General features: G+C 56.7%; 22 protein-coding genes. 15 read left to right on the forward strand and 7 right to left on the reverse strand.

Going from position 1 to position 20,755, the window contains the following annotated elements; genetic code table 11:
• The 3 genes from BMZ81_RS07590 to BMZ81_RS07600 are packed head-to-tail and all read left to right on the forward strand — an operon-like array spanning nucleotide 1 to nucleotide 2,756.
• Nucleotides 1–1,155: an ABC transporter permease gene (locus BMZ81_RS07590; protein WP_091130497.1), complete on the forward strand. Its 1,155-nt coding sequence runs from the start codon at nucleotides 1–3 to the stop codon at nucleotides 1,153–1,155.
• The gene (locus BMZ81_RS07595) at nucleotides 1,152–2,093 is read left to right on the forward strand and encodes an ABC transporter permease (protein WP_091130499.1); all 942 of its coding nucleotides are present in this window, start codon (nucleotides 1,152–1,154) and stop codon (nucleotides 2,091–2,093) included. The genes BMZ81_RS07590 and BMZ81_RS07595 overlap by 4 nt, the downstream gene beginning before the upstream one ends.
• A 24-nt stretch (nucleotides 2,094–2,117) precedes the next feature.
• Complete coding sequence (locus BMZ81_RS07600; RefSeq protein ID WP_091130502.1) at nucleotides 2,118–2,756, forward strand: type I phosphoribosyltransferase; 639 nt, start codon at nucleotides 2,118–2,120, stop codon at nucleotides 2,754–2,756.
• 58 nt (nucleotides 2,757–2,814) lie between these two features.
• On the opposite strand, the gene BMZ81_RS07605 is transcribed toward BMZ81_RS07600, so the two are convergent.
• Entirely contained in the window at nucleotides 2,815–3,738 is a 924-nt protein-coding gene (locus tag BMZ81_RS07605; RefSeq protein ID WP_091130617.1) for a nucleoside recognition domain-containing protein, read from the reverse strand.
• 121 nt (nucleotides 3,739–3,859) lie between these two features.
• Between BMZ81_RS07605 and BMZ81_RS07610 the strand changes: the two genes are divergently transcribed.
• From BMZ81_RS07610 to BMZ81_RS07665, 12 genes are all read left to right on the forward strand, one after another.
• Complete coding sequence (locus BMZ81_RS07610; RefSeq protein WP_091130503.1) at nucleotides 3,860–4,150, forward strand: YabP/YqfC family sporulation protein; 291 nt, start codon at nucleotides 3,860–3,862, stop codon at nucleotides 4,148–4,150.
• A gap of 1 nt (nucleotide 4,151) precedes the next feature.
• The gene (gene yqfD / locus BMZ81_RS07615) at nucleotides 4,152–5,357 is read left to right on the forward strand and encodes a sporulation protein YqfD (protein WP_091130506.1); all 1,206 of its coding nucleotides are present in this window, start codon (nucleotides 4,152–4,154) and stop codon (nucleotides 5,355–5,357) included.
• A 22-nt stretch (nucleotides 5,358–5,379) separates the two neighbouring features.
• Nucleotides 5,380–6,354, forward strand: a complete 975-nt coding sequence (locus BMZ81_RS07620; RefSeq protein WP_091130507.1) for a PhoH family protein — start codon at nucleotides 5,380–5,382, stop codon at nucleotides 6,352–6,354.
• Entirely contained in the window at nucleotides 6,354–6,848 is a 495-nt protein-coding gene (gene ybeY / locus BMZ81_RS07625) for an rRNA maturation RNase YbeY (RefSeq protein ID WP_091130509.1), read from the forward strand. The genes BMZ81_RS07620 and ybeY overlap by 1 nt, the downstream gene beginning before the upstream one ends.
• 14 nt (nucleotides 6,849–6,862) lie before the next feature.
• A complete protein-coding gene (locus tag BMZ81_RS07630; protein WP_091130510.1) occupies nucleotides 6,863–7,192 on the forward strand; it encodes a PF20097 family protein in 330 nt (109 codons plus the stop codon).
• Nucleotides 7,193–7,235: 43 nt separating this feature from the next.
• Nucleotides 7,236–7,556, forward strand: a complete 321-nt coding sequence (locus tag BMZ81_RS07635) for a hypothetical protein (protein WP_091130512.1) — start codon at nucleotides 7,236–7,238, stop codon at nucleotides 7,554–7,556.
• A 19-nt stretch (nucleotides 7,557–7,575) separates the two neighbouring features.
• Nucleotides 7,576–9,786, forward strand: a complete 2,211-nt coding sequence (locus tag BMZ81_RS07640) for an SF1B family DNA helicase RecD2 (RefSeq protein ID WP_091130513.1) — start codon at nucleotides 7,576–7,578, stop codon at nucleotides 9,784–9,786.
• A 142-nt stretch (nucleotides 9,787–9,928) separates the two neighbouring features.
• Nucleotides 9,929–10,171: a helix-turn-helix domain-containing protein gene (locus BMZ81_RS07645; RefSeq protein WP_091130515.1), complete on the forward strand. Its 243-nt coding sequence runs from the start codon at nucleotides 9,929–9,931 to the stop codon at nucleotides 10,169–10,171.
• On the forward strand, nucleotides 10,168–10,836 hold the full coding sequence (locus tag BMZ81_RS07650) for a ComF family protein (RefSeq protein WP_091130518.1): 669 nt from the start codon (nucleotides 10,168–10,170) through the stop codon (nucleotides 10,834–10,836). Before BMZ81_RS07645 ends, BMZ81_RS07650 begins: the two co-directional genes overlap by 4 nt.
• Nucleotides 10,837–11,009: 173 nt before the next feature.
• Nucleotides 11,010–12,035: a rod shape-determining protein gene (gene mreB, locus BMZ81_RS07655; RefSeq protein ID WP_091130528.1), complete on the forward strand. Its 1,026-nt coding sequence runs from the start codon at nucleotides 11,010–11,012 to the stop codon at nucleotides 12,033–12,035.
• A 152-nt stretch (nucleotides 12,036–12,187) separates the two neighbouring features.
• Nucleotides 12,188–13,033, forward strand: a complete 846-nt coding sequence (locus BMZ81_RS07660; RefSeq protein ID WP_091130530.1) for a DegV family protein — start codon at nucleotides 12,188–12,190, stop codon at nucleotides 13,031–13,033.
• A gap of 133 nt (nucleotides 13,034–13,166) precedes the next feature.
• Entirely contained in the window at nucleotides 13,167–14,570 is a 1,404-nt protein-coding gene (locus BMZ81_RS07665; protein WP_091130533.1) for a GNAT family N-acetyltransferase, read from the forward strand.
• A 308-nt stretch (nucleotides 14,571–14,878) separates the two neighbouring features.
• On the opposite strand, the gene BMZ81_RS07670 is transcribed toward BMZ81_RS07665, so the two are convergent.
• The 6 genes from BMZ81_RS07670 to BMZ81_RS07695 all read right to left on the reverse strand — a co-directional run bounded on the left by BMZ81_RS07670 (nucleotide 14,879) and on the right by BMZ81_RS07695 (nucleotide 20,740).
• On the reverse strand, nucleotides 14,879–15,121 hold the full coding sequence (locus BMZ81_RS07670) for a hypothetical protein (protein ID WP_091130534.1): 243 nt from the start codon (nucleotides 15,119–15,121) through the stop codon (nucleotides 14,879–14,881).
• Nucleotides 15,118–15,513, reverse strand: coding sequence for a cytidine deaminase (gene cdd, locus BMZ81_RS07675; RefSeq protein WP_091130536.1), 396 nt, complete (start codon nucleotides 15,511–15,513; stop codon nucleotides 15,118–15,120). Before cdd ends, BMZ81_RS07670 begins: the two co-directional genes overlap by 4 nt.
• A gap of 78 nt (nucleotides 15,514–15,591) precedes the next feature.
• A complete protein-coding gene (locus tag BMZ81_RS07680) occupies nucleotides 15,592–16,839 on the reverse strand; it encodes a polysaccharide deacetylase family protein (protein WP_091130537.1) in 1,248 nt (415 codons plus the stop codon).
• Nucleotides 16,840–16,977: 138 nt separating this feature from the next.
• Nucleotides 16,978–17,334, reverse strand: a complete 357-nt coding sequence (gene spoVAE / locus BMZ81_RS07685) for a stage V sporulation protein AE (protein ID WP_091130538.1) — start codon at nucleotides 17,332–17,334, stop codon at nucleotides 16,978–16,980.
• A 131-nt stretch (nucleotides 17,335–17,465) separates the two neighbouring features.
• Nucleotides 17,466–19,172: an ammonium transporter gene (locus BMZ81_RS07690; RefSeq protein ID WP_091130540.1), complete on the reverse strand. Its 1,707-nt coding sequence runs from the start codon at nucleotides 19,170–19,172 to the stop codon at nucleotides 17,466–17,468.
• 173 nt (nucleotides 19,173–19,345) lie between these two features.
• On the reverse strand, nucleotides 19,346–20,740 hold the full coding sequence (locus tag BMZ81_RS07695; protein WP_091130541.1) for a glutamate synthase subunit beta: 1,395 nt from the start codon (nucleotides 20,738–20,740) through the stop codon (nucleotides 19,346–19,348).
• Nucleotides 20,741–20,755 lie beyond the last annotated feature (15 nt).

Consider the following 20,755-nt stretch of genomic DNA (forward strand, 5'->3'; position numbering starts at 1 on the left):
ATGAAAAAACAGAAAACGCCTTTGCTGCGGAGCAACGCCGTGCAGTCTCTGCTGGCCTCGCTGCTTTGCATTCTCATGGGCCTGCTGATTGGCTATCTGGTGCTGTTGGTTATTAACCCCGCCGGTGCTGGTGAGGCCATTCAAACCATTGTGCAGAATTTCTTTACGTACTCCAAGCCTCAGACCCAGCTGAAATATCTGGGCAGTACGCTCGTGAAGACCGCACCGCTGCTGATGTGCAGTTTGTCGGTGCTGTTTGCCTATAAAGTGGGGCTCTTTAACATCGGTGCTGCCGGGCAGTATGTGGTGGGCGCTGGTGCCAGTTTGTACTGCGCCTTGGCACTGGGAATGCCTTGGTACGGATGCCTGCTGGTTGCCATTGCGGCGGGAGCGTTGCTGGGGGCTGTTTCCGGGCTGCTGAAGGCCTACTGCAATGTGAACGAGGTTATTTCCTGCATTATGCTGAACTGGATTAGCCTGTACACAGTGAATATGCTGCTCAGCCGGGTGAAGGAGACCGCAAGTCCCTATACCATGCCGCTGGCCACCACGAATACGAAAGCGCTACTGCCCTCCATGGGACTGGAGGCATTGTTCAGCAACAACACATATGTCACCATTGCCATCCCTTTGGCCATTCTGGCAGCGGTGGTGATTTGGGTGCTGCTGGAAAAAACGAAACTGGGTTATGAGCTGAAGGCCACAGGATATAACAAATTTGCAGCCAAGTACTGTGGCATGCGGGAAAAGGAAAATCTGATTTTGACTATGGTCATTGCCGGTGGACTTGCCGGCATGGGAGCCGCTCTGCTGTATCTCACTGGATTTGAGCAGTGGCAATGCACGCAGTCCTCGGTTCCGGGCATGGGCTTCAACGGGATTGCAGCCGCCTTCCTGGGGGGACTGAATCCCATCGGCACCATTTTTTCCTCCTTCTTTATTCAGCACATTACCAGTGGCGGTGCCTATGTTGATAAAACCATGTACTCCGCCCAGATCTCCGACCTAATCTCCTCCTTGATTATTTACCTGTGTGGTTTTGTGCTGTTCTTTAAGACATACATGAACGGACGGCTGGACCGGCGCGCGGAGCGGGAGGCTGCAAAAGCCAGAAATGCAAAGGCTGGCGTTGCGGAAGGAGGGGAGGAGAAATGATTCTGCTGCTGCAATACACCCTGATTTTTGCCTCTGTATTGGTACTGGTGGCCTTGGGCGGCTGCTTTTCTGAGCACTCCGGCGTGATCAACATCGGTCTGGAGGGTATTATGGTGATGGGCGCTCTGGGCGGAGCACTGATGATGAAAGTCCTCCCGGCGGACACCTCTGCATTTATGATGATTCTTCTGGTGGTGCTGGCCGCCATTGCCCTGGGGGCGGTATACTCTCTGCTTTTGGCGGTGGCTGCCGTCAACTTCCGGGCGGATCAAACACTGGTGGGCACGGCCATGAATCTTCTGGGTACCGCTGCGGCCACCGTATTTGTCAAGGCTATGAATACGGCGGAGAGTGTGGACAACGTGTCCTCCACCATCCAGTATATCGGTGCCAAGAAGGCGTTTTTGGTGAACATCGGAGGATTTGAATTCAACTGGTTTATGCTGCTGGCGTTGATTGCCCTGGCGGCGGCCTACATTGTGCTGTATAAAACCCGATTTGGCCTTCGGCTGTGTGCCTGCGGCGAACATCCACAGGCGGCGGACAGCGTGGGCATCAACGTCTATAAAATGCGCTATGCCGGTGTTTTGATCTCTGGTGTGCTGGGTGGCCTTGGCGGTATTGTGTATATCACAGCAGGTGTCAGCGAATGGAAATTTGAAAACGGCGTGGCCGGCTTCGGATTTTTGGCATTGGCCGTTATGATTTTTGGCCAGTGGAAGCCAACCCGCATTGCTTTGGCCGCACTGCTGTTCGGCTTGTTCCGGGCACTTTCCAATGTTTACACCGGGTTTGCATTTCTGAGCGCGATGAATATTCCAAGCGCTGTGTACAACATGCTGCCCTATATCATCTCCCTGATTGTGCTGGCATTTACTTCCCAGAAGTCCCGAGCACCAAAGGCAGAGGGAATTCCCTATGATAAAGGCCAGCGGTAATGAAGCTGTTGAGAGGAGTTTTTCATGGATCTGCAATTCTCGAAACTCCCTATTTGCGTGGGAGATGTGACGCTGAAAGTGGCCAGGGGGCACTTTGCCACCAGCCACAGCCACATCAACTATTTGATTGATGTCACGTCACAGAAGGCCAGTTTGAATGAGGCCTCAGCCGTGGCCCAACAGCTGGCGGATCGTCACCTGTCCAGTACGATGATCGATGCGATTCTGTGCCTAGACGGAACCCGGGTGATTGGCACCTGCCTGGCCCGTCGGCTGACACAGGCGGGCTATCGATCCATCAATGAAGGACGGGATTTGTATGTGCTGCGTGTGGAGTTGGACGGTGGAGGGAAAATTCTTTTTCGCGATAATGCCCGCTCCATGGTGGAAGGGAAAAGTGTCCTGATTTTAATGGCTTCTGTTACTACGGGAGAGACTGCCCGGCGCAGCATGGAGAGCATCCGCTACTACAGCGGCAAGGTGGCTGGGATTGCAGCCATTTACAGCTGTCTGCCGGAGGTGGACGGGATGCCAGTGGCCGCCTTATATGACTGCTCTGATTTGCCGGATTATGCAAGCTATCCCCCCAGCGAGTGCCCAATGTGCAGAAGAGGGGTGCCGCTGGACGCTGTGGTGAACAGTTTCGGCTATTCCAAACTGTAAAATAGCATGCGAAAAATACCCTCTGTTGTCGCTTTTGGCGGCAGCAGAGGGTACTTTGTCATCCCAAGATGTAAGTTGCAAGCAAGGCCGCCAAAGCGGCAGACAACAGGCCCTGGATGGCCTTCCCCCAAAAGCAGATGCGGGGAGAGAGGCCGCTGCCATCCAGCACGGCGGCTGTCTGGCACAAAACGGAAAGACCGCCCCATCCGGTTATACCCGCCGCTGCGATGAAGCCGAAGCGGGTCGATTCCAGCAGTGGGGTCAGGGAGAAGAGTTCTGTCAGGCCAACGAGAAGGGGACCGGCATAACGGCCCAAATGTGCCATCGGGTGTGCCAAAGTATAAAAGAAGATCACAAAGGCGCAGACGGACAGAATGCCGGAAAGAGAGGATTTGACAGCAGACACAAAAGCAGAGGAAAGCTTGACGGTATGAAACGCAGGGGGAGTGGGCAGGTGCTGCCGTGTGGAGGGCCGTCCGCCTCTGCCGCGGAAAAGCAGCCCTGTTAAAAGGGCAGATCCTAAATGAATGAGCCACAGCCAGATCCCGGTTCGGACGCTTCCGAATATCCCGACGCCCAAGACGCTGATCAAGAACACAGGATTGGAGTTGTTGCAGAAAGCCAGCAGCCGCTCTGCTTCCTCACGGGTTACGAGATGCTCCTGATAGAGTTCTGTTGCCGTTTTGGCACCGATGGGATAACCGCCGATGAGTCCCAGCAAAAAGGCGGAGCTGCCGGCGCCATTTATTCGAAACAGCGGATCGAACCAGCCCGCGAACCAGGGAGAGAGCCATTCTCCAAAACCTAGTGACAGCAGCAGAGAGGATACCACCATAAAGGGGAACAGGGACGGGATGACAGAGCGGGCGCAGAGGGACAGGGCCTCCTCCATGGAGACCCGCACGCCCGCGGCATCTGCCAAAAACCAGAATAGAAGCCCACACAGCAGCAGGCAGACGGGAATTCTCCAGCGTGTTTTCATGCACATCACCGTGATACCCTATGTCCCAGAGTGCCGGTTTATGTCTGCTTTCACAGGGAAGGGAAAATCCACACGCAAGTTTAAAAGCGTTCCTGCATAGAGTTTTCCAGGGGTGAGCGTAATGGAGCGAAACCGGAGAGAAAAAGACGGGGGTGTACTAAACAGTGTAGCGGAGCTGTTTGATTTGCCGGCAGATGTGATGGCCGGACTGCCGCACCTGGAGATGATGGGCAGCCGTCAGCTGTATGTGGAGAACCACACCGGAATTCTTGCCTACAGTGAGGAGCAAATTGATGTCAACACCTCCGCAGGCGTGCTGCGGGTCAGCGGCAGGGGGTTATCCTTACTGGCCATGACGGCGGAGGAGCTGCGAATTGGCGGGCACATCGCAGCGGTGGAGTGGGTGAGGTAACATGCTGAATCAGATTGTGAACCGGCTGCAGGGGCAGGTGCGGATCCGGATAGAATCTGCCTTTCCTGAGCGGATGCTGAACCTGTGCGGTGCCAGAAACCTGGCCTTTTGGGATCTGGAGTGGGAGAATCCTACCACATTTACCTGCCGGGTGTCCCGGCAGGATTACTACGCACTGCGCAGGGCCGTTAAAAACATGGATTGTACTTTAACAGTTGTGAAAAAAGAGGGGGTTCCCTTCTTCCTGGGGCGGTTCCGCCGGCGGCAGGTGCTGCTGGCAGGGCTGGCCCTGTGTGGTATGCTGCTGTTTTTTGGCTCCTTTTTCATCTGGGATTTTACGGTAGAAGGCAATGAAACCGTGACAAGGGAGGAGATTCTCAGGGCCCTGCAGAAAAATGGTGTCCATTTGGGAACATTTGCCTTTTCCCTGGACACAGAGGATCTGCGGAACCACGTACTGCTGGATATCCCGGAACTTGCGTGGATTACTGTAAATGTGTCCGGCTGCAGGGCCTACGTGCAGGTGCGGGAGCGGATTCCTGCGCCGGATCTGGTCAATAAGCGGCTTCCTACAAACGTGGTGGCCCGGCGGGACGGCTTGGTGCGAAAGGTTCAGGCACTGGATGGCATCACCTGTGTACTGCCTGGAGCCTCTGTAGAGGAGGGACAGCTGCTGATTTCCGGCGTGGAGGATACGGAGACCTTTGGCGCCCGGATTTTGGCCGGCATGGGAACGGTAGAGGCCAGAACCTGGTATACACTCTCCACTGTCATGCCGCTGGAGATCGTTCAAAAACAGTATACCGGGGAGGAGGATGTCCGTTTTGCGCTGGTAATTGGTACGCAGCGTGTAAAATTCTTTCCAAACAGTAGCATCGAAGGGTCAAATTATGATAAAATAACCAAAAGGCAGCCCTGCTCCCTGTTTGGCTTGGCTCTGCCAGTGACATGGGTGACGGAAACTTACCGGTATTACGAAACTGTGCCGCAGGAAGTGGGCCCCACACAGGCAGAGGCCGCTGCCGAAGAGATCCTGACAGAATACCTCCATACGCTGGTGGATCCCTATGGCACCGTCAGTTCCACTCTGTGCGCTGCGAAACAGCAGGGAGAAGCCCTGGTGGTGACGCTGACGGCAGAGTGCGTGGAGCAAATCGGAGAGAGCGTCCCCATCTATACAGAGGACCGGGCGGAGAAAGGCCCGTGAACAAATAGGAGTGATCAGAGCATTGGAACAGAGAATCAGCATCGAGCGGCTGGAACAGGCCGTAAATATCTTTGGTTCATTTGACGAGAATATCCGTCTTCTGGAGCAGGAGTTCCACGTCACCGTGGTGAACCGGGACGGGGAACTGCGGGTAGAGGGTGACGCAGAGGACACCATGCTGGCGGCAAAGGCCATTCAGGCACTTCTGACACTCTCATCCCGGGGAGAGGCCATCGGAGAGCAGAACGTCCGCTACGTGATCGGACTGGTCCGCAGTGGAAAGGAGAGCCAGATCACCGAGCTCACCGGCGATGTGCTGTGCATCTCCGCCAAGGGCCGGCCCATCAAGCCCAAGACCATCGGTCAGAAGGAGTATATCAAGTCTGTCCTGAAAAACACCGTGACCATCGGTGTGGGACCGGCGGGCACCGGCAAGACCTATTTGGCGGTGGCCGCCGCCGTCCAGGCCTTTCGGGACAAGCAGGTAAACCGCATCATTCTCACCCGCCCGGCGGTAGAGGCTGGGGAGCGGCTGGGCTTTTTGCCGGGCGACCTGCAGAGCAAGGTGGACCCATATCTCCGGCCCCTGTATGACGCCCTGTTCGACATGCTGGGGGCCGAGACCTATCAAAAGTATCTGGAACGGGGCAATATTGAGGTGGCGCCCTTGGCCTATATGCGCGGACGAACGCTGGATGACAGCTTCATCATTCTGGACGAGGCACAGAACACCTCCCGGGAGCAGATGAAGATGTTTCTGACCCGTTTGGGCTTCGGCTCCAAAATCGTCATCACCGGCGACGTGACCCAAATCGATCTGCCGGACGGCAAAGCCTCAGGCTTGAAGGAGGCCATGCGGGTTCTGCGGAGTGTGGAGGGGATTGGCCTTTGTGAGCTGACCAATGCGGATGTGGTACGACACGTGATGGTTCAGCGGATTGTCCAGGCCTACGAGGAATATGAAAATGCAAAAAATAGCGGGAAAGGGCGAAAATAATGGCCAAAAAGCACTATATACCGGTCACTGCCGATGTGCCTGGCGCGGCCAACGAGCGAAACTGCGCGTTGATCCGCAAGGTCATCCGCACAGCCCTGGCGGCGGAGGGTGTGGAATTTCCCTGTGAGGTGGATGTGCTGCTGACCAACGACCAAAGCATCCACCAGATCAATTTGGACATGCGGCAGGTGGACAGGCCCACCGACGTGCTGAGCTTTCCGGAGTTTGATCTGCATCCGGGTCAGCTGCCCGCGGCGGAGGATGCAGATCCCGGCACGGGGCTGGTACCGTTGGGCGATATGGTGATCTCCATGGAGCATGTGGCGGCCCAGGCCAAGGAGTACGGCCATTCAAACCGCCGGGAGCTTGCCTACCTGGTGGTGCACTCTGTGCTGCATCTGCTGGGGTACGATCACCTGGATGAGGGAGAGATGAAGGCCCGGATGCGGGCTCGGGAGGAAGCGATTCTGGCAGAGTTGGGTCTTGAGCGGTAGGAAGGAAAACAGCTATGGCATGGGAAATGAAGGGTCGGGAGGCCGCTGAGAAGAGAGCGGTACAGGAGAAGCTGGAAGAAGCCGGCACCTTGGAGAAAAAAGAGACGCCTGAAAACAAGCAGGCAATCATCTGCCCTTACTGCAGACAGGCAATGGAGCTTGGGAAGATTCATTTTCACAATACCCCGCGCCCTTACTGGCAGCCAGCAGACTCGGCTGCGGTTCCTTTTTCCTTCATGAAACCTACAGGGGGCGTTTTGCTGTCCCGCACCGGCGGATTGGCTGCCGATGTACCTGCCTGGTATTGCCAAGGCTGTAAAAAGATTGTTTTAGACACGGAATAACCGGGGACGGGCTTGCCGCATAGACTATTCCGAGGTGATTGGAATGGGATTGCTGCAAGACGGCGTCATTGCGTTTTTCTCGGCGGTGGGCCTGACCACTGTGGTCTGGTTTTTGGCCGGGGCCTTTTTGCATGCCGGGCGGCCTGTGATACCGGGCCTCCTGCTGGTACTGCCCCTGCGGGGAGAGGCGCTGGCCATGGAGGCCGACGTCCGGGAACTGCGGCGGGCGAGGCACTCCCTGCCGGGGAGCAAAATTGTGCTGGCGGACTGCGGGCTGACGGAGGATGCCCGGGCACTGGCCCGGTACCTGGCGGATCGGGAGGAGAGCATCGTTTTGGTAGACGGAGAGCCGTTTCAAATGTGATCAAAGGAAGAGGAACGAGATGGAAGAGCTGATCACCCACGAGGGTACCGTACATAGCATCATTTTTCAAAACGCCGAAAACGGCTATACGGTCCTGCGCCTCCTGACAGAGGAGGGAGAGGTGGTCACCGTGGTGGGGTGCATCCCCTGCGCGGCACCAGGAGAGCACCTGACGGTGTCCGGCGTGTGGGAGACCCATCCCCAGCACGGAGAGCAGCTGCGGGCGGTGGAGCTGGAACGGACGCTGCCAGAGGATGAGGAGGAGATTTTTTCCTACCTCTCATCCGGCGTCTGCAAGGGTGTGGGCCCTGCCACCGCCCGGCGGATTGTGGACCGTTTCGGCATCGAGACGCTGGATATTCTGGAACGGGAGCCGGAAAAGCTGACGCTTTTAAAGGGCGTTACCGCGAAAAAGGCCCAGGAGATTGCGGCGGGCTTCCGCCAGCACATGGGCCTGCGCCGCCTGATGGATTTTCTGGCCCGGTACGAACTGCCGCCTGTTCTGGCTATGCAGCTGCGCCAGCAGTACGGCGACGGCGCCTTGGAAATGGTGCGGGAGAATCCGTATCTTTTGTCCAACGACGTCTGCGGCGTGGAGTTTTCCGTCACGGATCAGATGGCGCTGAGCATGGGGCTGGATCCGGAGGGGGACGCCAGGCTGCAGGCGGCGGTGACCTTTGAACTCAGCCACAATGAGAACAACGGCCATGTCTTTCTGCCCCGGCCGAAGCTGGTGGCGGCCACGGCCCAGCTGGTCCAGTGCGGGGAGGAGCTTGCGGAACGGGCACTGGACAGCCTTCTGGAGCGGGGGGCAGTGGTGCAGGAGCATGTGGCCAATGTGGAGGCCTGTTACCTCCGGCGTCTGTGGGACGCGGAGGCGTCTGCTGCGGCCAGGGTGAACAGCCTTCTGGCAGCGGAGGCGGACCGGAGCGCCATGGCAGACAGGGCCATTGACGAAATTCAGCAGGAGCAGGGGATTTCCTACGCACCCCAGCAGCGGCAGGCCGTGGAGCTGGCGGCCCGGACGGGTGTGCTGATTTTGACCGGCGGCCCCGGCACCGGAAAGACCACCACGGTGCGGGGCATTGTATCGCTGTTCCGGAAGATGGGGTTGGACATGGTTTTGGCGGCCCCCACGGGCCGCGCCGCCAAACGCATGAGCGAACTGACCGGCGTGGAGGCGCAGACAGTCCACCGCCTTCTGGGGATGAGCTGGAACGACATCACCCACCAGGTGACGTTTCAGAAAACGGAGAAGGAGCCGCTGGAGACGGACGCAGTGATTGTGGACGAGATGAGCATGGTGGATCTGCCCCTCTTTTCTGCGCTGCTGCGGGCGCTGCGGCCGGGTACCCGGCTGGTGCTGGTGGGAGACGCGGACCAGCTGCCCTCCGTGGGGGCCGGAAATGTATTCTCCGATTTAATCCGCAGCGGCCGGGTGGAGACGGTGTTTCTGCGGGAGGTGTTCCGACAGGCGGAGCAGTCCGCTATTATCCGGAATGCTCACGCTGTCAATCTGGGGCAGCCGCCGAAGCTGACCAACGACCAGGGGGACTTTTTCTTCCTCTGCCGCCGGGATGCGGAGCGGACGGTTTCCACCGTCGTGGAGCTTTGCAGGCAGCGGCTGCCGGAGAAGATGGGGATTCCTGCCGACCAGATTCAGGTGCTGACGCCCACCCGGCGGGGACTCAGCGGCACCATCCATCTGAACCGCTGTCTGCAGGAGGCGCTGAATCCCCGCAGGGCGGACAAGCGGGAGATTCTCTGGGGCGAGCGGCTGTTCCGGGAGGGAGACCGCATCATGCAGACCAAGAACAACTACGACGTGGTGTGGGAAAAAGAGGACGGCACCATGGGCACCGGCATGTTCAACGGCGACGTGGGAAAGATCACGCAGATCGATCCCTCCGGCGAATGGCTGGCCGTGGACTTTGACGGCCGCGCCGCCATGTACACCGCGGACATGTTGAACGAGGTGGATTTGGCTTACGCCCAGACGGTTCACAAGGCGCAGGGCAGTGAGTACCGGGCTGTGGTGATGGCGGCCATGCCGGCAGCCCAGTCGCTGATGGTGCGGGGGGTGCTGTACACGGCCCTGACCCGGGCACGAGAATTGCTGATTGTGGTGGGCGATGATGCGGCCATCCGGGCCATGGCAGCCAATGACCGCCAGCAGCGGCGGTATTCCGGCCTTCGGTGGCGTCTGGCCCACAGCAGTGAGGGAAAATAGAACCGTTTTTTAGAGAAGCAGCGGGACATGCACGAAGACATGCCCCGCTGCTTTGGTGTATTTCTTTTGCGTTTTATCTGAAAAACAGATAAATAAAGAATATCTGATATCAAGATACATATACTCGTCCCAGGTGATAAGTATGAGAACAGAAATCCTGAAATACGGGCGAATTCGAGATCTGCGCAATGACAGAGGACTGACGCAGGAGGATGTGGCAAAGGTTCTGAACGTTAAGCAGAATACCTATTCACAATATGAAATTGGCGTTGTGAACTTTCCTCTGGATGCTGTGGTGCAGCTGGCAGAATATTACGGTGTCAGCGTGGACTATTTGGTGGGTTTGACAGATGAACCAAAGCCCTATCCACGGAAAAGAAAATGAATGCTGGAATTCTGGATAGTTTGCTGAACCTCCTCTTTCCGCCCAAGTGCCCCTTTTGCGGAACGGTTTTGGATCAGATAGGCATCTGTAACGGATGTCGGAGCAAGCTGCCCTGGGCGGAAGGCAGCGAGGCGCTCCGGAACAGCCCCGGCGGCCTTCGTGTCTGCGCCCCGCTCCGCTATGAGGGGCTGGCCCGGGAGGGTGTGCTGGATCTGAAGTTCCACGGCCGCATGGGTGCGGCGGAACCACTGGGGGAACTGGTGGCTGCCTGTGCCGCCGAGTGGTATTCCGGCGAATTTGACATGGTAACCTGGGTGCCGGTGAGCAAACAGCGCCTGCGAAAGCGGGGCTATGATCAAGCGGAGCTGCTGGCCCGCAGTGCCTGTCGGGCTTGGGATGTAAGGCCTGTGCGCCTGCTTGTGAAAACCGTCGACAACCCCGCCCAGTCCGGCCTCCACGAGGCTGCCGCCAGGCGGGCAAACGTACTGGGGGTCTATGAAGCGGCGGAGCCGACAAAAACGGCAGGCCGTCGTATTTTACTGGTGGATGATGTCTGCACCACCGGTTCCACCCTGGCAGAGTGCGCCCAGGTTTTGCGGGAGGCGGGGGCTGCTGAAGTGCTCTGCGCCGCCGTGGCACTGACGTCCCGCCCGGACGGGAAGTGACACAGAAGGCTCTCTGTGTGTTTTTCACAGAAAACCGGAAGGTTTCCGCTTGAAATGGGCAAAGAATGTTCTTGCAAACAAAGAAAACTGTCGGTATAATAGAAACTGTATGATTGTACACGGTGAAAACCGCTCATAATAACAGACAGAAAGATCGAATGAGGTGGAATTTTATGTCCATGGCGAAGGATATCGGTATCGATCTCGGTACCGCATCGGTTTTGGTATATGTAAAGGGCAAGGGCATTGTACTGAATGAGCCATCTGTAGTGGCAATGGATAAAAACACCGGCAAGCTTTTGAAGGTGGGGGCCGAAGCGCAGGCGATGCTGGGCCGTACGCCCGGCAACATTGTAGCCATCCGCCCCTTGCGGGAGGGCGTTATCTCCGACTATGATATGACCGAGCGGATGCTGCGGGAGTTTTTGCGGAAGGTGGCTGGAGTTTCCTTTTTCAAGCCCCGGCTCATCATCTGTGTGCCCTCCGGCATTACAGAGGTGGAAGAGCGCGCCGTGATTGACGCGGGTATTCAAGCCGGTGCCCGGAAGGTATACTTGATTGAAGAGCCTGTGGCCGCTGCTATCGGCGCTGGTATTGATATCACTCAGCCGGACGGCCATATGGTGGTGGATATCGGCGGCGGCACTGCAGACATTGCGGTGATTTCCCTCTCCGGCGTGGTGGAAAGCGCCTCTATCAAGATTGCTGGCGATCAGCTGAATGAGGCTGTGGTGAAATACATGCGCCGCAAGCACAACCTGCTGGTGGGCGAGCGCACGGCTGAGGAGATGAAAAAGCAGATTGGCTGTGTCTTTCCCAAGGATGAGGAGGAGACCATGGACGTCAAGGGCCGGTGCCTGCTGACGGGTCTCCCCAAGGTGGTCACCGTTTCTTCCACAGAGATGATGGATGCATTTGAGGAGCCGGTGGAACGCATTATGGAGGCGATTCACTCCGTGTTGGAACGGACGCCGCCCGAGTTGGTGGCGGATATTTCCACCAACGGCATTGTGATGACCGGCGGCGGCAGCTTGGTGTCTGGATTTGACAAACTCGTAACGGCCCGTACCGGCATTCATACCGTGATTGCCGAGGATGCCATCAGCTGCGTGGCCTTGGGTACAGGAAAGAGTCTGGATTCGCTGAACAGCATGCAGGACGGTACGATGAACCTGAGCCGCCGCAAGCAGATGAACTGAATGAGGCCGGGCCGCGGAGCGCTCCGCGGCCCGCTTTCCGTCCTGCACCAGGAGGAAAGACCTTGCTTTTTTGCCCGGTTTTGGTATAGTTGCTATAGGCATGTATTGCCGCGGCCTGTTTGGACAAGTATCTGCAAAAGGAGAGAAACGATATGGCCATTCAGATTATTACGGATTCCACCAGCGATTTGACGGAGGAAGAGCTGCAGAAGCTGAACGTCCATATGATTCACATGCGGGTCATCTTCGAAGATGGCATCTATACGGACGGTGTGGATATTACCAAGGAAGGATTTTATGAAAAGCAGGCGGCGGCAAAGACGCTTCCGAAAACGACCCAGGTGAATCCGCAGGAGTACTGTGATATCTTTGAATCCCTGCTTCAAAATGGAGATGAAGTGGTGGCGATTCTGCTTTCCTCTAAACTCTCCGGAACCTTTCAGTCTGCCATGATTGCAAAGGGAATGGCGGAGGGCGGCGAACGGCTGCACCTGGTGGATTCCCTGAACGTCACCATTGGCGAGGGGCTGCTGGTGCGGGAGGCCGTGCGCCTGCGGGACGCGGGAAAGACTGCAGCAGAGATTGCTGCGGCCATGGAGGAACTGAAATACCGGGTGCGGTTTGTGGCTTTTATCGGCACGCTGAAGTATCTGAAAATGGGCGGGCGCATCTCCGCTTCCACGGCGGTGCTGGGCACGATGCTGAACATTTCCCCGGTAGTGGCTATTGTGGACGGCGAGGTGAAATCTGTAGGCCGGGTAAAGGGAAAGCAGAAAATTTTGGAATATACCCTGGACTTTGCCAATCACTATCCCATTGACGGCCGGCACTGCGTGATGTTCGGCCATTCCCGTTGCCTGGAGACCATGGAAATTTACCGGGAGAAATGCGTGAAGGCATTGGCTATCAAGGATTACCACTGGGATGAGCTGGGTGCCGTCATTGGTACGCATGCCGGACCTGGCTGCTATGGCCTGGCCTATATCGGGCTGAAATAGTGGAAGACAGGGCCTGCATCACCATTGTTGCACAAGCAACTGCACCCGGCAGGCATTTGCCGTATACTTCCGGGGAAGACTAAAGAAAAATGCCGGGCAGCTTTGGCGGCCCTGATAGACAAGGAATGAAAATATGCAACAGTTGAAACCTGTGACAAAGCAGGACGGAGCAAGGCTGCGGAAATATTACCAGAACTGTGGGTATGGCCTCTGCGAATACTCGGTGGGTGTTAAGATGATGTGGCGTACGACGCTGCACCCCGCCTGGACAGAGTCTGCCGGATGTCTGATTGTCAAAAACACAATCGACGGACAGGAGGTATTTGACTATCCGGTTCCAGGTCCCGATGGAGATGAGAATGCCGCACTGGAGGACATTGAGCGCTACTGTCTGGAAAAGGGGATTCCGCTGGTAATCTCGGTGGTTCCCGAGTGCAAGGTGGCGCGTCTCTTGGGACGTTATCCCTATATGCGGGTCAGTGACGTCCGCACTTGGCGGGACTATGTGTACTACCGGGAGGATCTGCAGTTCTTTGCGGGAAGACGGTACTCTGGCCAGCGAAACCATATCAATAAATTCCGTACAAAGTGGCCGGATGCGTCCTTCCGCCAGCTTACAGAGGCCGATGATGCTGCCATTGAACAATTTTGGACGGATTACGAGGCGGAATTTCCAAAGGGCGACAACCGCAAGGCGAAGGACGAGCTGGCTTTGGCAAAGAAAATGCTGAAGATGGTGAGCAAGTGCTGGTTTGTGGCCGGCGGCATGTTTGACGGAGAAAAGCTGATTGCCCTGTCTCTGGCAGAAAAGTGCGGAGATACGCTGATTATTCATATCGAGAAAGCGCTGTATTCTTATACCGGTGTATATCCCACGCTGGTTCAGGCTTTTGCAGACGCCTTTGGTGACGGCTGCCAGTGGATCAACCGGGAGGATGATGCGGCGGATCGCGGACTTCGCACCTCCAAACTTCAGTATGGTCCTGCCAAGCTGGCTCCCAAATACCGGTTTGAGCCACAGAATGAGCTGATTCGCCATGTGTCGGAAATTCCAGCCCTGAAAACGGAGCGGCTGACGCTCTCCGCCCTGACCGAGGCGGATATCTCCGCTTATAACGCCTTGGTGCTGGACGCGGATCGGAACCGCTGGTGGGGATATGACGACGTGGGCGGCTTGGGCGGCCCTATGGAGGAGCGCAGCTTTTTTGAGGTGGCCCAACGGGACTTTGAAAACCGCCAAGCCGTCAACTTTGCCGTCCGGCTGGATGGAAAGCTGATTGGCGAGGCAGTGCTGTACCGCTTTGACTGCCGGGGCGGCGCAGAGCTTGGCTGCCGCATTGACAAAGACTACGCTGGACATGGATACGGTACAGAGGCCTTTTCTGCTGTGGCAGACTGGGGCCTTTATAAAGTGCATCTCTCTCGGATTGTGGCTAAATGCTACAGGGAGAACCAGGCATCCTACCGGATGCTCTCTTCCTGCATGCGGAAAAGCGGCGGGGACGATACGTTTTTCTATTTTGAGAAATTGGTTTGAGAAAACGGCGGCACCTTTTGGTGCCGCCGTTTTTTAAGAGTGGAGACTAACAGAGTGCTGTCTGCAGCAAAGAGGGTATTTGTCTGCTGCAACCAGTGCTTTACCTCAACTGCGGCAGAGAGCTGGAGGGCATTCGGGGGTGAAACCTATCTGGCAGCTGTGGAGCAAGGAGAATTTGAACTTCTCTCTACCAGTGGGGTTACCCTTAAAAATCAAACAGCGGACGGATATGACGCTGATGACGGAGGCAGACGATGCGCGATATCTTGAAATGGCGGCAAAAAAGAGGGCATCGCCCTCTTTTTTGATCAAGCATGTAAGTCCTCACGCCGACAAGTGCATCCCTCGGTAAGCCCCAGACCCGTCACACAGGGCTCCGGCAGTTCCAGAGAGAATTTCTCTCCCCGAGTATTCTGGAGCAGCAGCCACAATTTGGGCGGATCGGGAATTTCCTCACAACCGTAATCTCCGCTTTCGATCCGGAGAATACACACATCGTTCTCAGGATTTGCGGCCAGACGGGCCGCAACCTCTGCGTCTGTTAGCCTCATAGGCCTAAAAACTCCGGGCCGAAGCTATGAGGAAGAAGTTCCGGCAGCGTATAGACCACCTCTGCACCGTCGCTGTTCAAACAGATAATCTCAATGTTCGGGGCAAATTCCCGCAGCACCTGGCGGCAAACGGCACAGGGAACGCAGGGATCCTTACTGCGGCCAGCCACCACAATCCGGACAAAGTCCCGGTGCCCCTCGCTGACGGCCTTGACCACCGCCGTGCGTTCGGCGCAGATGGTGGGGGAATAGGCGGCGTTTTCAATGTTGCAGCCAGTGAATACCGTGCCGTCGCTGCACTCCAAGGCAGCGCCCACCGGAAAGTGGGAATAGGGACAATAAGCCCGGTCCAGCATAGAAATAGCGATGGCTTTCAGTTCGTTTCGAGTCATGGATGACACTCCTTTTCCAGGCACAGCAGCATGCAAATTCTTCCGGGGTGGGTGCCCTGGACGACGGGACAGACGATGTCAGTCCCATTTGATCTCCCGCTGGGGCCTCACCGCTACATCCATAATATCCTTGGCATCGTAAAATTGCAAGTACCGCTGCCGGGAGTAGCGGAGTGTGGTCCCGTCCGGATGGAGGCGGTCACAGATCACGGCGGAGATGTCCTTTTTCAGATAGCTGAAGCTCTCGATTCCCACAGAGCAGAACACGCGGAAGCCTTGGCTCTGCAGATATTGAAAGATGGGACCGGTTTTCTTCCAGTCATCGCCGTCTGGACGCTCCCCGTGTGGATAGAACAGAATTGTGGTAGGTCCTACCAGACTTCCCACCTCGCTTAGCCAACGCTGGGTATCGACCTGCACGGTCTCCAGACTTTTGCTGCCTCCAAGGCGGATGTGACCCCAAGTATGGCTGCCGAAGGTCCAGCCGGTACGCTTTAATTCCGCAACAATCGGACGTACAGCCTCGATTTCACGCTGGCGGTTGGCCTCCTGGGCCTCTGTCCAGCCTGTAGTGGTGGTCTGGGTGCGGTAACCCAGAATGCCCTCGTACCCTGTCAGGGACAGGCAGCCCTTGGCGCCAAAGGGGGAGAAGTCCGGGTGCTCCTCCACGAACTTATCCAAAATGGGAATGGCATCCAGATCCCGGGAAATGACCTCATTGCCCTGCGGATCTTTGCCCCAGGAAGCGATCTTTCCATCCTCGCCGAGAATCAGCTTGTAGGTAAAACCATTTTCCAACATATAGGGATAGTAATTGGTGTCATCATAAGAGAGAATCAGCGGCTTCTTCCCCTCCGGCAGGTACAGGGTGTTCCGCACCATTTTGGGCTGCCCGTTCTCGCCGGTGGTCTCGCTCCAGACGTCTCCAATGTCCACCAGAACATAGCCCTTCTCATAGACGCTCTGAAGAATTTTGCCGTATTCGCCTACGGTTACCATGTAGTCGTCAATGCCGTTGGCCTCGCTGTCTCCGTTAAAGGCCAGCTCCGGATAGGACACAATGGGGTGGAAAAACAGATGCTCCACCACGCCGTCCCAAGCGGAATATGTCAAGCCGTCCCGGCTGCCGCCCTCCGGCATCACGGTGGGATCCAAAATGTCATAGGGCTCCGGTTCCGGCGGCACCTCCTCCGGCACCTCCGTTTCCGGAGAAGCGGTTTCTGCCTGGCCAGGCGAATCTCCCTCCTGCGGTGTTTCCTGTTTTCCACAGGAAACGAGGGAAAGCAGCAGGCATAAAAGCAGGAGCAGGCTGGTCATACGGCGCATGGTAAAATGGTCCTTTCTGTCGAATTTTCTGATAGAACCAGTATAGCAGGATTTGAGGAAAGAATGCACAACAAAATAATGACAAAAGAGCGACAAAAAGGGACGGCTTCAGCCGTCCCTCTCATGTGCCGCCGAAAATTACCGCTTGTCACCGGCTTTGAAAATTGCCGCCATGATGACACCGAACACCACAGCTGCTGCGATGCCGCCGGCAGTGGCGGTCAGCCCGCCGGTAAAGATGCCAAGCCAGCCCTGCTCTGCCACCGCCTTTTTTACACCCTTGGCCAGAGCGTGGCCAAAGCCGGTCAGCGGTACGGTAGCTCCGGCACCGCCCCAGTCCGCGATGGGCTGGTATAGACCCAAAGCGCTCAAAAGTACCCCCGCCAGCACATAGCCGGTCAGAATCCGTGCGGGAGTCAGTTGGGTTTTGTCGATCAGAATCTGTCCAATTGCACAGAGAATGCCGCCGCAGAGAAATGCGTTGAGATATTCCATAAACAGTCCTCCCAGGAAGAATTTCGCTGAAGTCAGGATTTCCCAACCTGGCTGGTTTTATGCAAACGCAGAGGGAACCGCCTTATGGCGGTTCCCTCTGCAGGCATGTATGAAAGAGCTTGAAAACACATTTATTCGGCGTCCTGAAGGGCATCGTACCCCTGCTCGCCGGTGCGGACCTTGATGACATTCTCTACATGATAGATGAAGATCTTGCCGTCGCCGATATTTCCAGTGTAGAGGACCTTTCTGGCAGTGTTTACCACCAGGGAGACGGGAACCTTGCTGATGACGATGGAGACCTGAATGCTGGGCAGCATGGTGGCTTCCACCTTGGCTCCGCGGAAATACCCCTCCGTTTTGCCCCGCTGCTCGCCGCAGCCCATGGCATTGACGGCGGTCATACCAGTGATGCCAATATCAAACATGGCACGCTTGAGGGCGTCAAACCGTTCCATCTTGCAGATAATATCCACCTTGGTCAGCTTGATGCCGCCGAGAGGCTCTGGGTCCACCACGGAGGGAGCCACTTCCACAGGCACGGCAGCCTGGACGGGAACATCGCCCTGGGCGGGCAACTCCAGACCATCCGGTGTATCGTCATAGTTGAAGGCGAAGCCGCCGTATGCGGAGGGCAGGCCGTGCTCAGTGATGTCGAGGCCCTTGACCTCTTCCTCGGCAGAGACCCGCAGGCCGATGGTGTGCTTGAGAATCAGAAAGACGATGGTGATTGCGACGGCGGCCCAAGCAGCGGTGGCCAGCACGCCGATGCACTGAACCAGGAAGTAATGGAAACCGCCACCGTAGAATACGCCGCCATCCACGGCAAACAAACCTGTCAGCAGAGTGCCGGCGGCACCGCACACACCGTGGACGGAGATGGCCCCCACAGGGTCGTCGATTTTCAAGACGGCGTCAAAGAAGTTGACGGAGATGGGCAGCAGCAGGCCGGCTACGATTCCAATGATAGCGGCGCCTGCAACGGAGACTGCGTCGCATCCGGCAGTGATGGCCACAAGACCTGCCAGAGCAGCATTCAATGTCATGCCGACATCAGGCTTTTTATAGCGCAGCCAAGTGTAAATCATGGTGACGCAGGAGGCCACCGCAGCAGCCATATTGGTGTTGACAAAGATGAGCCCGGCAGAAACCATGGTATCGTCGCCAGTCATGCTGACCGTGGAGGCACCGTTGAAGCCGAACCAGCAGAACCATAGAATAAATACGCCAAGAGCACCTAAGGACAAGTTATGTCCAATGATGGCCCGTGGCTTGCCGTCCTTGTCATACTTGCCGATACGGGGGCCCAGAATGGCTGCGCCGATACAGGCACAGACACCGCCTACCATGTGGACAGCTGTGGAACCGGCAAAGTCATGGAAGCCCATCTGAGCCAGCCAGCCGCCGCCCCAGATCCAGTGACCGGAGATGGGATAGATAAATGCAGAGATGCAGAACGAGTAAATGCAGTAGGAGATGAACTTGGTGCGCTCTGCCATGGAACCAGAGACGATAGTGGCGGAGGTGGCGCAGAACACAGTCTGGAAAATTAAGTAGGCATACAGGGGGACACCATCCGGCAAGATACCGGAATAGTCGCCGAGGACAAAAGGATCAAACCCGCCGATGAGAGCACCACCCCCGGCAAACATAAGACCAAATCCCAAAATCCAGTAGGTGGGGGTGCCAATGCAGAAGTCCATCAGGTTCTTCATCAAAATGTTGCCGGTGTTTTTTGCCCTGGTGAAGCCTGCCTCGCACATGGCGAAGCCGGCCTGCATCAGAAATACCAGGGCAGCTCCCAACAGGACCCATATGGTGTTAACAGATGAATACATAGTCTCTCCTCCTTAAAAAACGAAAAGGCAAGGGCGCCTGAGAGCATCGCTCTCTCAGGCGCCCTTGCCTTTTGGATGTGAAAACTTTAGCATGGCACGGTGTATTCGTCAACTGTCGTTTTTGACAAGACTTTTGCGAAAGTGCACAAATATTTCTCTGTGGGTTATATGTTTCACACAAGGTTTGTGTAGCCGATCAGGTAGGCATCTACCTCTGCGGCAGCAGCCCGTCCCTCTGCGATGGCCCACACCACCAGAGACTGACCTCGGCGCATGTCGCCAGCGGAGAAGACCTTCTCTACAGAGGTGGCATAACTGCCGGCTTTTGTGACAACCGTTTTGTCCTTTGCCACACCAAAGGCTTTGCAGACGGCATCCTCGCATCCGGCAAAGCCGGTAGCACCAATGAGCAGATCGCAGGGAAGCGTGTCTCCCCCGGCCGTAACCACACCAGTCAAAACTCCGGTTTCGCTGCATACCAGCTCCTTCACCTGGACGCCAAAGCGGCGTGGATCCGTTCCGGTAACAGTCAGAGCCTCCTCGTGGGCATAGTCGGCGGGCAGCTTGCCGTCCCCGTCAAGATAGTCAGAGATGCCGCGCCGCACCAGTTGGATTACGGATTTGCAGCCCTGCCGCAGGGCAGTAGCCACGCAGTCGCTGGCGGTGTCGCCGGTGCCAATAATGACAACGTTTTTATCGGCGGCTGTGGGGACTGCCGTCTCTTTTGCGCCAAAGACTTGCTGTTCCACGGCCGCTTTGAGATACGCGGTTCCATAGCACACGCCGCTGATACCCTTCGTATCAAAGCCCAAGGGGCGGGGAGTTCCGGCACCACAGCAGAGAATCACGGCATCGTATTCCGCCATCAGGCGCTTGGCAGTTTTGGGATCTGCTGCATCCACACCTGTGACAAAGCTGACACCCTCATCGGTCATCAGGTCAATGCGGCGCTTTACCACATCCTTTGGCAGCTTCATATTGGGGATGCCGTAGGTCAAAAGGCCGCCGGGATGCGCTTCCTTTTCAACGACGGTGACAGAGTGGCCCCGGTGGTTCAGCTGATCCGCTGCCGCCAGTCCCGCAGGGCCGGATCCCACCACGCAGACGGCTTTTCCAGAGTACTGCGGCGGCCGGCGGCGCTTCATCCTGCCGGATGCGAATGCGGACTCAATGATACAGAGCTCATTGTCCCGAATGGTGATGGAGCTGCCGTAGATACCGCAGATACAGGCCTTTTCACAGAGGGCCGGACAGACCCGGCCGGTGAACTCCGGAAAGTTGTTGGTTTTCAGCAGACGGCTCAGTGCGTGGGAGCGGTTGCCGCTCATAATCATGTCATTCCACTCGGGAATCAAATTGTGCAAAGGGCAGCCGAAGGCTTTGCCTTCATAAACCATACCGGCCTGACAGTAGGGAACGCCGCAGTTCATGCAGCGGGCACCTTGCTGTTCTCTGGCTGTATCAGGGAGGGCTAGGTGAAATTCATTCCAGTCACGAACCCGCTCGGCGGGAGCACGCCGGGGGTCTTCCTTGCGGACATATTCTAAAAATCCAGTGGGTTTACCCATCGTAGTCGCTCTCCT

Source organism: Oscillibacter sp. PC13 (assembly GCF_900115635.1).
Taxonomy (GTDB): Bacteria; Bacillota; Clostridia; order Oscillospirales; family Oscillospiraceae; genus Oscillibacter.